The organism is Chondromyces apiculatus DSM 436 (assembly GCF_000601485.1).
In the GTDB taxonomy this organism is placed as follows: domain Bacteria; phylum Myxococcota_A; class Polyangia; order Polyangiales; family Polyangiaceae; genus Chondromyces; species Chondromyces apiculatus.
Window position 1 is genome coordinate 74,691 of sequence record NZ_ASRX01000028.1, and the last position, 12,429, is coordinate 87,119.

8 protein-coding genes are annotated in these 12,429 nt (G+C 67.7%); 1 reads left to right on the top strand and 7 read right to left on the bottom strand.

The genetic code is table 11. The features are described 5' to 3' along the window. Positions 1–756 precede the first annotated feature (756 nt). From CAP_RS55795 to CAP_RS56060, 7 genes are all read right to left on the bottom strand, one after another. A complete protein-coding gene (locus CAP_RS55795) occupies positions 757–981 on the bottom strand; it encodes a hypothetical protein (protein WP_231511566.1) in 225 nt (74 codons plus the stop codon). Continuing rightward, positions 960–1,097, bottom strand: coding sequence for a hypothetical protein (locus CAP_RS53755; RefSeq protein WP_231511572.1), 138 nt, complete (start codon positions 1,095–1,097; stop codon positions 960–962). The genes CAP_RS55795 and CAP_RS53755 overlap by 22 nt, the downstream gene beginning before the upstream one ends. Positions 1,098–1,294: 197 nt before the next feature. Then, positions 1,295–2,506, bottom strand: coding sequence for an NHL repeat-containing protein (locus tag CAP_RS19425; protein ID WP_156040946.1), 1,212 nt, complete (start codon positions 2,504–2,506; stop codon positions 1,295–1,297). Positions 2,507–2,863: 357 nt separating this feature from the next. Next, entirely contained in the window at positions 2,864–3,715 is an 852-nt protein-coding gene (locus tag CAP_RS50610; RefSeq protein WP_156040947.1) for a hypothetical protein, read from the bottom strand. Positions 3,716–4,152: 437 nt separating this feature from the next. Continuing rightward, on the bottom strand, positions 4,153–5,295 hold the full coding sequence (locus CAP_RS19435; protein WP_044243196.1) for a hypothetical protein: 1,143 nt from the start codon (positions 5,293–5,295) through the stop codon (positions 4,153–4,155). Continuing rightward, the gene (locus tag CAP_RS19440; RefSeq protein ID WP_156040948.1) at positions 5,292–6,557 is read right to left on the bottom strand and encodes a hypothetical protein; all 1,266 of its coding nucleotides are present in this window, start codon (positions 6,555–6,557) and stop codon (positions 5,292–5,294) included. The genes CAP_RS19435 and CAP_RS19440 overlap by 4 nt, the downstream gene beginning before the upstream one ends. Positions 6,558–7,430: 873 nt before the next feature. Continuing rightward, the gene (locus CAP_RS56060) at positions 7,431–9,686 is read right to left on the bottom strand and encodes a hypothetical protein (RefSeq protein ID WP_197041260.1); all 2,256 of its coding nucleotides are present in this window, start codon (positions 9,684–9,686) and stop codon (positions 7,431–7,433) included. A 99-nt stretch (positions 9,687–9,785) separates the two neighbouring features. Between CAP_RS56060 and CAP_RS19450 the strand changes: the two genes are divergently transcribed. Beyond that, the gene (locus CAP_RS19450) at positions 9,786–11,912 is read left to right on the top strand and encodes a heavy metal translocating P-type ATPase (protein WP_052375514.1); all 2,127 of its coding nucleotides are present in this window, start codon (positions 9,786–9,788) and stop codon (positions 11,910–11,912) included. The last annotated feature ends 517 nt before the right edge of the window (positions 11,913–12,429 follow it).

Consider the following 12,429-nt stretch of genomic DNA (forward strand, 5'->3'; position numbering starts at 1 on the left):
GAGCAGCCGCGACCTCGCTCCCTATTCATCCAACCGGATCTTCCACAAGGCCCGCGTCTCCCCTGCAGGCGTCGTCCTCGACCCTGGCGGCGTCCCGAGGCCATACGCCGAGCCCTGCCTCCCCCCGAAGCGGGGCCTCCAGCTCTCCTTCGACGGCGAGCACCTGATTCTCCTCCACCGCGCTGGCTCCGTGCATGTCGGCCAGTGCGGCATCGAAGTCCAGACCGGCGAGTTCGACACCCCCTCCTCGGACCCGTGGCTCCGCGTCAGCGAGTCTGAGGTCGACAGCGGCGGCACCGCGCTCACCTCCCCCGCACATGGCCAGACCCTGCTTCTCACGAGCCGTTACGTCGACGAGCCCGCCCTGCGCACCCACCGCATCCGCGCCCGCGTCCTCACCACCCACGAATGGGACGGGGGCGGCGGGAGCTTCCCAGGTGGCGCTGGCAGCACGAGTGGCGCTGGCAGCACGGGTGGCACTGGCGGTGTCGGCGGCGCAGGCGACCCCGGAGGCGTTGGCGGAGCCGGCGGCTCGGGCTACACGGGCAACGGCGGCGCTGGTGGCGGGGAACCCGGCACCCCGGGCGGCGGCTCGTCGTCGACCATCGGTTGCTCCCTCGGGGGCCTCGGCGCCCCCACGTCGTCGTCGTGGACCTTCTCCGCGCTCGTCCTCGCGCTCGCGGGCCTCCTCGCGCGCACCCGCGCCTCCGCGCGCACCGCTATCGCAAGAAGGCTTGATCGAGATCACCAGCCGGCTCACATCGCGAAACACGTGAACCCGCCGTCGATGTTGACGCAGATGTCACCGGCTGGGCAGTCATCCATCTCCAGGGAGCATTCATCGATATCCGTGCACACCGAAGGCTCCTGTTCGCATTCATAACCCACATCCCGCGTGCAAGTGTCGCTGCAGCCATCGCTGCCCATGACATTGCCGTCGTCGCAGGTCTCGGGGATGGTCACCGCGCCGTCGCCACACACGGCGTGGCCACCAGCTCCGCCACCCTGACCCCCACCCGCACTACCAGCTCCGCCACCCTGACCCCCGCCCGCGCCACCAGCGCCGCCGCCCCCCGGCACGGAGCCCCCCTCACCACGGTCACCTCCCTCGCTGGAGGTCGAAGCTCCCATCTCTCCATCATCGCCCGCGATCTCGAATGCGCTCAATCCAGTGAGCTGTGCGCAGCCAGGCGCGAGCAGTACGAGCGCGATGGGGTTCAGGAACCGTGAATACTCCACGGCGCCGCGCTGCGCTCGGGCCGTTGCGTTTGCCGAGATGCCAGCCGGCTTCGGCTCAGGGCATGAAGCTGGCGATGAAGCCTTTGTTACCAGCGCCGGAGATGGATGAGTTGCCAAGATCGAAACCCCCTGTGAAGACTCCCGCCACGAGAATGTTGCCCAGAGAATCCGTGGTCACTCCCCAACCGCCTTGAAAACTGGAGTCTCCGTACCGACTGCTCCACAGATGCTCGCCGGAGCTGTCGAACTTGGCGACGAAGAGGTCTTCCGAACCATGGCTTTCGAGGTCTCCTCCCCCTGCATGGATCTCGCCGGAGAATGAACCGGTCACCACCACGTTCCCCGCACCATCGGCAGCACATGCGATGTCGATCTGATCGCCTGCATCGCCGAATCCTTTATGCCAGCGAGCGTTGCCCTCGGGATTGAACGTGGCCAGGAAAAGGTCGATCCCTCCCTCGCTGGAGAGCAGGCCACCGCCAAAATCGATCGCCTCGGAGAACCCGCCGGAGAGCGCGATGTTTCCTTGTGCGTCGACGGCGACCCGCTGACCGTACTGAAACCCTTGTTCTCCGAATCGCCGACCCCACAGATGCGCGCCATCCGGAGCGAGCTTCAGCAACATCACGCTGGTGCCAGCGCTGACGAGTGAGTGCTGCGCGAAGTCGAGCGTGCCGAGCATGTAGCCAGTCACCACGATGTTGCCGTCGGGGTCCGTGGCGAGGCTCAAGCCCTCCTGCGTCTCCTCGTCGCCAAAGCGCTCGTTCCAGAGCGTTTCTCCCGACGGGCTGAGCTTGGCGACGAAGAGATCTTCGAACCCCGCGCTCACGAGGGGACCGACGCCGAAATTCACCGTGCTCCAGAAGCTACCGGTCACGATGACGTTGTCGCTGTCGTCCACGGCCACATCGTGGGCGAACTGCTCGTCCCTGTCCCCGAAGCTGGTGCTCCAGAGATGATTGCCGTCGGGGTCCAGCTTGGCGACGAACCCATCGGTGAGCCCGTTGCTGATCAGCGGGCCACCGCCGAAGTCCACGGAGCCCTGGAGCCAGCCCGCAACGAGGATGTTGCCGTGCTGATCCAGGTCGATGCTCCGGGCTTCCTGGAACTGCTGATCGCCGAACCTCTTTGCCCACATCACGGCGCCGCACCGATCGTGTTTCACCACGAAGACGTCCTCGCTTCCGGCACTCTCGAGGTGTCCTCCTCCCAGGGAGAGCACGTCACGGAACCCGCCGGTGACACTCACGTTCCCGGCAGCGTCCACGGCGAGATCGAAAGCGAACTGATCGCCATCGTCGCCGAGGGAGGTGCCCCACCGAGGACCGCCGGTGCACACGCCGACACCATCACAGTTCTCATCGGTCGTCGTCGAGCACTGCTCGATGCCTGGACTCACCTGTCCCGCGCAGTGTCCGCTGGAGTTGCAGTCAACCGGGATGCCACTATCAACGGGGACCCCAGCATCGATTGCTCCGTCCGGGGGCCGGGGACAGACCTCATGATCCTCGACAGCGGAGCACGTGCCGACCCAGGGCTGTCCTTCGCAACCTGACTGTGCGTGCGGCGCCTGCTGCGCCGAGCGCGAGGCCGCACATCATCGAGAAGCGACGTTCGCGCGTCGTCATGGCTCTGCCCACGCAGCGTCGTGGTGCTGCTCGGCGTAGGCGAGGAGCGCCTCCAGATCAGTACCATTCGTGTGTTCCTTCAATGCTCGGGCATCGGCCTCGCTCACGTGAAGCATGGCCATGAAGAACTCTGCCTTGTCGCCGGCGCTCGTCCTGACGACCACCATGTCCTGTTCGACCTCCTCCCCATCGACTGTATAGAGCGCCACCTCGTTCCTCATGAACACCAGCGATTCAAACGTGGCCGAGGCATCGAGAGTGACCAGATCGCGACGGCCAAGCTCGTGGGCTTTCTGGATTGGAATCATACCGTCGCTGAAGCGAATCGATTGATTGGATTCGTAGCAGCCAGGTTCGCATAGTCCCGTTATCACCGCATGATTCGCGGGATCGGACGAGCCGGGTTTGTAGCTCCTCGGCACATTACGAATCCCTGAATAGGTGTTCTGCAGACCCAGCCCCGTGGCAGATGGACCGGGACCTATCCAGCCCACCATGGTAGCGTTCTTCTTCTTGTAAACGGGATAAATTTCGAGCTGGTAGACCGCCGACGCAACGGCCACGTCCTCATCGAGTGCAGAGCTCCAGTAATCGCCATTGCCGTTTGACTCGACGTAGGCCTTGATTGCCCATTCACGGCGCCCCTTGGGTAAGTTCCCCTCCGGGCTCGTCGATGACATCCAGAGTCGGTCCTTGGAGCAACGTGAATACGTGGGCGCCCAGAAGGCCATGGAACTCTGCGCGACGCTCGCGAGCATGAAGAATGCACTGACAGGAAGGAGCGTCTTCACCGGGTTCTCCTTTGTTTCTCCACCGCCTCTGAGGGTGGTGGATTGAATATCCAACATGCCTGGGCTCCAGCATCAAGGCAAGGCTTATACGCAGCCCGCTTATTCAGCTTACGTCAGCGTCAGATTCAAATGGGTCTCCGTGAATCGGAGATTCAACGTCCGAGGCGTTCGCCGTTGACTTGAACGGTGACGAATCAGGTTCTGTGCCCGTAAGCCTCGTCGTAATACCTCGTGACAGCCGGTCCTCCGTCGGATCTCTCGCGCGGGTGTAGCGGGTGGCGCTTCGATGGAGAAGTGAGGGTTCGCCTGCGGTACCGATCAGGACCGATAAGGCGTCTTTACCCGCCTGCACTGCGGTGAGCGGACATGGCGTGCATGTAGACGGGGGTGCACGCACAACCATCACCACGTATGCGAATACGAGCGGCCCCCCAAGCGTGAAGGGGGTGAGAGAGTTGCTCAGCGGGGCGGCGGCGCATCCCCTGTCGGGTGAATCAATTGAGCTGCAGGGCCCAGCTCAGGCCGAGGCTCACCCGCAGGTCGTGGATTTCGGCCGCATCCAGCGCGGGCGGGGTGAGGCGGTAGGCGCCTTCGAGCACGGCGAAGATGGGCTGATCCTGGATGGCGAGGAGCGTGCGCTCAAAGTGCGCGGCGGAGAGCACCATGAGCTGCCACGTCCCCTCGCTGGTCCAGTGAGGGACCACGTCGACGCGGCCATCGACGGCGGTGAGGCCATCGGCGGCCTGCACCCGCGCGCGCACCGAGCCGGCCGTCATCGGCGCCACCCGGTGCACGAGGCGCGGGCGCCCGAGGGGCGGGGGCGCGTCCGAGGCGCTGGTGGCGCTGCTCGCGCTGGAGGGCGCGGGTGCGGCGTGAGCGTCGATGTCGTAGCGCACGCCGAGCCCCACTTCGAGGCTGCGCCCGGGCTTCCCGGAGCGCCACGGGTCGAGCAGCGCCGAGGCGTGCACCACGCCGATCCGCATGAAGGGGGAATGGCCGCCTTGCGCCTGACCGGCCTGACCGGCCTGACCGGCCTGGCCGGCCTGACCGGCCTGACCGGCCTGACCGAGGGGCGCCACGGGCGGGACCCAGACGCGCCCCACCTCGGCCTCCACGCCCACGTCGAAGGGAAACGGCACGCCGACCGGCGGTGAGGTGGGCAGCACGATGCGGGGCGACTCGTCGTGGCGCAGAAACGAGGCGCTGTAGACGGTGGCATCGAGCGCAGGGATCCCCTGCATCGGCCGCGCGGTGGGCACCACCCAGCCCGCGAGGACGCGGTGATCCGCCTGCCAGACCACGCGCAGCGGCCCGGCGCCGGAGATGTGCAGGGCCCGGTAGGACAGGCCCAGGGACAGCTCCGGCCCACGCACGGCCGGCTCACGCGCGTCCCCGGTCAGCGCGCTCGCGACGCCGACCCAGATCCGGCTCGCGGGGTCGAAGCGCACCCGGAACCGGTGACCCTCCTCCGAGACGCGGTAATCGCCATCGTCCACGTCCTCGCCGCGCGCCGCGCCTGTCCTGACGCCCTGGCTTTGGCCTTGGCCTTCCTCGGCGCGGGCCCGTCCTGGCGCCACGAGGACGAGGAGCACACCGAGCATTCCGAGCATCTTGAGCACGCCGAGGGCGTGGCTCACGGGTCCTCGAGCTCGGGCATGGGCTCGAAGACGCGCGGTGGTGCCCAGAAAGACATGCGGAGCCCCGCGGAGAGCCGCAGCTCCACGCTGCGCAGGTCCTCCACGAGGTCGTTCCGGGTGTTGCCCCCGGCGGTCAGCCGCACGCTGAGGGGCTGGTCGTTGATGGCGAGGAGCACCCCCTCGTACGCGAGCAGCGCGTCGAGGCGGTTGATGGCGGCCCCGGAGGGCGCGCCGTGCACGCCGTTCATCGCCGTGGGGCGCCGGTAGGTCATCTCGGTGGTGATCATGTGCAGCCCGCCCTCGCCCAGGCTGAAGCGCGAGCGCACCGCGGCGGTCGGGCCCGCGTACCACTGGCCGGTGTCGAGGCCCTCGCTCGCCTCGGCGCGGTTCTGCCAGTAATGCCCGAAGTCGCCGCCGGCTTCGAGGCGCAGGAAGCTGTACATGTCCCGCGATTGCCACGGGTGCCAGCTCAGGTGCAGCTCGCCGAACTCCATGTCGAGCGCATTGCGGAAGGCCGGGGGCCGGTCATTGACGCTGAAGATGCGGAACCCCCAGCCCGTGCGCGCGGCCACGGGAAAGACCGCGGGCGGGCCGATGAAGGTGCTCAGCCAGAAGGCAGGCCGGCGGTGGCGGTGCTGATAATCGTACGAGAACACCACCCCGTTCAGCTCCAGATCGTCGAAGGTGGCCGACCCTTCCAGGATGCGCAGCTCGTGGCGCGCGCGCGCGTGGGGTGAGAGAATGCTGAGGTGAATGCCCGCCTCCGCCGACCCGCGCGCGAAGGGCCCGAACGTGGGGCCGGTGCCGCGGTCGCGGATCTGGAAGGTCGGCACCCAGCTCGCGCCGATGTAGAGGCGGTTCATCAGGTCGAATTTCACCTGGAAGGCGCGCCCCGTGTCCGAGCGCGCATAGCCAGGCAGCGCATCCGCGAGGGCCGGGACGAGGCGCGCGCCGCTCGCTGCCAGCGCTGCGTAAGCCTCGGGGCCTTCCTCGCTCGTGCACATGCCCAGCCCCTCGAGCATCTCGCCGGTGTAGGCATTGGTCGCGGGAGCGACGAGGCAGCGCTGGCCGCCGCCTTCGGGCTCGCACTGGACGCGAACGGGTCTTCCCTCCGGTCCTCGCATGCAGCGAATGGGCTTCGACATCTGAAGTTGTGGCTGTTCATCCACCTCCTCCGCCCGAGCGGAGGTGGTGGAGAGCGCCGCGAGCGCCGTGACACAGAGCGGCGCGAGCACGGAGAGCATCCAGGGCGTTCGACGCAAGGCTGCCTCGTTGCGGGGTGGGTTGTACTTCCCCCGTTCTGCCCACCGCTGTTGCACCCGCCGTGCCTGGGTGTCCGACTGTTCGCAAATCGCAGAATTACGCGTCGGCGCGCGCCGCGACCCGCCCCCGACGCGAAGCAGAGCGCGCGCTTCGGGCGTCTCCGAGGAGAAGCGCGCTACCCAGGCGCGCAGGCGGCTCCTCAGCAGCGTCGATGTTCGGTCAGGGGGAGGGAGGCGCGGGCGCGGATGACGGACACGTCTGGCAGAAGGCGAGACTGTGTCAGTGGTGTGACTGGATCGATGCTGAGTGACGGGTCGGGGGATGGTGTGGCGTGGATCGGAGGACCGTGTGCGATGGGTCGAGGGATCCCGTGAGATAGGTCGAGTGACCCTGTCCGATAGGTCGGGGACCCCGTGAGATAGGTCGAGTGACCCTGTCCGATAGGTCGATCGACCCCGCGCGATGGGTCGAGTGACCCTGTCCGATAGGTCGATCGACCCCGCGAGATAGATCGGGGACGCTGTGCGATGGGTCGAGTGACCCCGTGCGATGGGTCGAGTGACCCTGTCCGATAGGTCGATCGACCCTGCTCGATAGGTCGAGTGACCCTGCCCGATGGGTCGAGTGACCCTGCCCGATGGGTCGAGTGACCCCGCGCGATGGGTCGAGTGACCCTGTCCGATAGGTCGATCGACCCTGCTCGATAGGTCGATCGACCCCGTACTTCAGGTACGAGGACCCACACTCAAGCGCAGTTGGGTGGCCTGAACCACCTCCGTAGCAACGCTGGACGACACCTGCCTACAGCGCCCGCGGGGCTCACCCACAGTGCCGCACCTCCGGCGCGGAGGGCAGGGGAGGGGAGAGGTAGCTCAGAAGTACGACTGCAGGGGGCCGCGGCGGCGGATGTCGAGGGTGGCGCAGTGGAAGGCGCCCACGAAGGGGAAGAAGTCCTCGAAATCGCAGGGGATGGGCTTGAAGCCCCACGCTTCGAGGGCGCGGATGAGGGGCTCCTGGCGCTTCTCGACGATGATGCGCTCGCCGTCGAGCGAGAGGACGTTGAGGTGGATCCAGCCGCTCAGGAGGCAGCGGGTCTCCAGTGGGGTGGCAATGCCCTCGGGGGCGATGAGCAGGTCCCACTTCTTCAGGATGGAGGGGAGCCGGTCCATGTCCAGGTAGGTGGGGTTGACGAGCACCCGGCCGGCGGCGAGGGGGACGAAGGTCGAGTCGAGGTGGATGGCGTGAGGGTCGCGCGATTCGAGGACGTGGATGCGGAAGCCGTCGCCGAGGTGCTGCTGGAGCCACTGGATGCCCAGCTCGTTGGTGACGTGGCTCCGCTGCACGAAGAGGTCGCGGCCGCAGCGCGCGAACTCCGCGGCGTCGAAGGTGGGCTCGAACTCGGTGAGCACGTAGCGCATCCGCTCGCCCTTGGCGGGCATGCGGTAGTTCGCGTCGAACTGGGCCTCGGTGAGCTGTGGGCGGGGGGCGGCCGTCCAGCGGGCGCCCTTCTTCAGGTACTCCTTGAAGAGGGCGCGGTAGGCCCAGGTCTCGAAGTAGCGGGACCGGTCGGGCATGGGGGCCTCGATGATCTCGTCGCCGACGACGAGGCAGATGTCGCGCGGGTTGGCGGCGCAGAAGCCGCTGGTCACCGTCCAGTCGGGGGTGCCGAAGGGGCGGGAGTAGTCGACGGGATCGGGGCGCCGCACGGTGACGCCCTCGGCTTCGAGGAGGTGGACGAGCCGCTCGACGGCCCGGGAGGCGCGGGCGACGACCTCGGGGAGGTAGGGTTTCCCCAGCTCGCCCGACATGGCGCGCACGGCAGGGCCCCACTCGTCGCGGGGGACGGTCACCTCGTTGATGGTGTCCCAGGCGGGGAACGAGGCCTGATCGACGCGGCCGACAATGACCTCTTCGAGCGGGTCCCACTCGTTCCAGGAGTTGACGACAGGCGCGGCGTCGACGACGGGCGTGCTCTGGGCGCTCTGGGCGCTCTGGGTGCTCTGGGCGGTCGAGGCGGCGCCTCGGCCTACAGGCGACGAGGCGCGGTCCTCCTGGACGATGCTGCGCGCAGGGACGGTGACCCCCTCCTGCCGCGCGGGATCCTTGCCGAGGTGGACGAGGAGCGGCTGGGCGGGGGAGGCGAGGCTGGCGAGCGCGTTGCCGATCTCGCGCACCCGGGCCTCGGAGACCGCGAGGTGGGCGGTGCGCCTCGGGTGATCGAGGACGTAGAGGCGGTAGGGCTGGACCTTGCTGAAGTAGCAGAGCTCCATCAGCCGCGTCACCGTGGCGGGGTCGTCGTTCACGCCCGCGAGCAGCACGCACTGGTTCATCACCGGGACGCCGGCCGAGAGGAGCTGGGCGACCTTGCGGCGGACCAGGGGGTGATCGAGGTCGTCGGGGTGATTGAAATGGGCGTAGAACCAGAAGACCGGGTGCTCCTTCAGGAACGCGACGAATGCATCATCGATTCGCTCGGGGTGCGCGCTCAGGGCGTGGCTATCAATGCGCACGGCGCGGACATGCGGAATGGCGACGAGGCGCTCCAGCCAGGGGAACAGCGCGCGGTTCGACAGCGCCAGCGGGTCGCCGCCGGAATCGCCGCGCGAGTCGCCGTGCGAGTCGCCGCGCGAGTCGCCGCGCGAGTCGCCGCTGGAGAGGAGCACGTCCTGGATGGCGGAGTCCCGGGCGATATCGGCGAGTGCCTGAGCGAGCTGTGCAGCGGGCACCAGCGCTCCCTCTCCGTCGGCGTCGCTGACGTTGTTGACGTTGGTAGAGGCGACCGCTTGCTGGATGCTGGCGCGAGGCGCGATGCTGGCGCGAGGCGCGACGAGGCGCGCGTGCGTGAGGGTGAGGGAAGCTCGCCCCTCGCGCACGTGCAAGAGGCCAGGTGCACGGGAACCGACGCTCTCCCCATCGTCCACGCTGGCGCTGTCGCCCTCCAGCTCGCGCAGATCGGGGAGGAACTGCCGTAGCGCGGCGGGGGCGTAGGAGCCCTGCTCTGCGCGCTGGAGAAGGAAGGGCGTGAGTTCGAAAGGAATACGACGAGCGACCTCCTGCATGTCGTCGAATGATCTGCCGGTGACCTGGGCAAGTCGACGTAGCGCCGCGAGGTGGCTGGATCTCAGCATCGCCCGACGATAATCATATCTGCGCAGCAACAGCAAGCCGACGGGCCTTGCTTGCTTGACCCCATTGATGGCCGGTACGTAGTATCGCGCCTTCGAGCCATGATCCTGACCGCATTGATCGTCGGTGGTGTCCTCTGTGTCGGAGCGAAGCTCTACGAGCAGCTCGCTCACCGCACCGAGGCGCCGACGTCGGCGCCCCCGGAGGACGAGGCCGTTGCCGCGGCGGGAGACGCCACGGAGGCAGGACCCATCGCGGAGGCGGGATCCACCGCGGAGGTGGGATCCACCGCGGAGGTGGGATCGAAGACGGTCGCGGAGGTGGAGCGGGCGGCGCGCGGGGAGGAGGTGATCGCGGAGCGGGAGGTGGACCAGCGGCTCGCGATTTCCGTGGCGGGGCTCGGATTCGCGGTGGCGGGGGCGCTCGTTTTCCCGGCGGCGACAGCGGTGAGCGTGGGGTGCGTGGGGTACAACGTCGTCGGGCTTGCCACCATCATCGCGACGCGGATCTCGCGGGAACGCAAGGTGCCCATCGAGGTCATGGACCTCGGCGCCATCCTGGTCGGCGTCGTCGCCCAGATGTACGTGCTGAATTCACTCGCCGAATGCATCTATTTCGGTGGGCTGAAGCTGCGCTACCGGACACGCAATCGCTTGCGCCACAAGATCATCAAGGTGTTCAAGGAGCAGCCCACGTCGGTGTGGCTGGTCAAGGACGACGTCGAGGTGCAGGTGCCGCTCCTCGACGTGCAGCGGTTCGACGTCATCGTTGTCAGCGCGGGGGAGCTGGTCCCGGTCGACGGGGTGATCATCGACGGGGTGGCGGCGGTCGATCAGCGGTTCCTCACCGGGGAGGCTCAGCTCGCGGAGAAAGAGGCGGGGGAGCGGGTGCTGGCGAGCACGTTCCTCGTGCGCGGCCGGATCAAGATCCAGGTGGAGAAGACGGGGGCAGAGACCGCGGCGGCCCAGATCGAGGCGGTCCTGAACAGCACCTCGACGTTCGAGGAGTCGCTGGCGACGCGGAGCGAGACGATCTCGGACGCGACCTTCTTTCCCACGGTGGGGCTCGGCGCGGCGGCACTGGCGATGCGGGGGCTGACGGGGCTCGAGGGGATCATCACCTCGAACTTCTCGGTGGTGTACCGGATGGCGTCGCCGTGGATGATGCTCAACTACACGGAGCTGGCGGCGCAGGAGGGGATCCTCATCAAGGACGGGCGCACGCTGGAGCTGATCCCGCGGGTGGACACGGTGGTGTTCGACAAGACGGGGACGCTGACGCTCGGAGACTTCGCGGTGGGCACGATCCACGTCCTCGGGGAGGTGTCGGAGGAGCGGCTCCTCGGGCTCGCGGCCTCCAGCGAGCAGCGCCAGGTCCACCCCATCGCCCGGGCCATCCTGCAGGAGGCGGAGCGCCGGGGGCTCCCGCTCGCGCCGGCGTCCGACATGCACTACGAGCTGGGGCACGGGGTGAAGGTGCGCGTCGGCGAGGAGCTGGCGCTGGTCGGCAGCGAGCGGTTCATGCGGGCGCAGGGGGTGGCGCTGCCGGAGAGCCTGCACGGGCTGCAGCCGCAGGGCGAGGCGATGGGCAGCTCGTTCGTCTACGTCGCCTCCGGCGCGACGCTGCTCGGCTTCCTGGAGCTGCGCCCCGCGCTGCGGCCCGAGGCGAAGGACCTGGTGGATCGGATGCGGGCGCGGGGGATGGCGGTGTGCGTGCTCTCTGGCGATCACGAGGCGCCGACCCAGGCCCTCGCGGCGTCGCTGGGGATCGACCGCTACTTCGCGGAGACCCGGCCCGAGGACAAGGCGCGGATCATCGAGGCGCTGCAGGCCGAGGGGCGCTCGGTGTGCTTCGTGGGCGACGGGATCAACGACGCCATCGCGCTCCGGAAGGCGATGCTGTCGGTGTCGATGCGCGGGGCCGCCAATGCCGCGGTGGACAGCGCCCAGGTGACGCTCGTCGACGGGACGCTGCGGGGCCTCGACGCGCTCTTCGAGCTGGGCCGCGCGCACCAGAACAGCCAGCGCGCGGGTCTCGCCGTCTCCTTCGGCCCAGGCGCGGCCTGCACCGCAGGGGTGCTGTTCTTCCGGATGGGTGTCCCCGCCGCGATGAGCTGGTACGTGCTCAGCACCGTCGCAGGGTCGGCCGTGGCCATGCTCCCGCGCCTGTCACGGCGCTCCCAGGCGGCGACGGCTCCGGGCGTGGCGGAGGCGAGCGCGGCGCCATAGGCCGGTTCGTTGGGGCGCCTGGCGGCCATTCCACGCGAGCCTCTCTCGACGCGCACACCGATGGGTCATTCCGCGACAATGGCGTTGCGACAGCAACGTCTACATTGATGGGGTACGAGGCGTGCGGCACACTGCAATCGCAACGCGCCACTGCGTCGACAGCTCCCGCCGTGGTTCGGGGTAGAGATCACAGCATGCATGTTGAGGTCATTGTCGAACCCGGCGGTAAAGGGATCGTGACAGGGTATCCAACGAACCGTCCGCGAAACCCATAGAGAAAAATGGATCAAAAGAACATATCGGTTGAGCTGGAGGAAATTGAGAGAGCGCTAAGCGACCTGGTGAGGGACTGCAACTTTCCTCATACGGCCCCAGAATGCCTCTTGAGCATGATAAAGGCGGGAGAGCTGGACGTCGCGTTTGATAGTCTCGTGGACAGCATGTCTGATTTTAAGGAGTTGCGTGAATCTGCGGAGCTGCAAGAACGCTTGGCAGCCATACGGCAACGTCTAGACCT

What these genes read in the sequence shown, in the direction of transcription:
- CAP_RS19450 (WP_052375514.1), top strand. Translation starts at nt 9,786, where the DNA reads ATGATCCTGACCGCATTGATCGTCGGTGGTGTCCTCTGTGTCGGAGCG.
- CAP_RS56060 (WP_197041260.1), bottom strand. Translation starts at nt 9,686, where the DNA reads ATGCTGAGATCCAGCCACCTCGCGGCGCTACGTCGACTTGCCCAGGTC.
- CAP_RS50610 (WP_156040947.1), bottom strand. Translation starts at nt 3,715, where the DNA reads ATGTTGGATATTCAATCCACCACCCTCAGAGGCGGTGGAGAAACAAAG.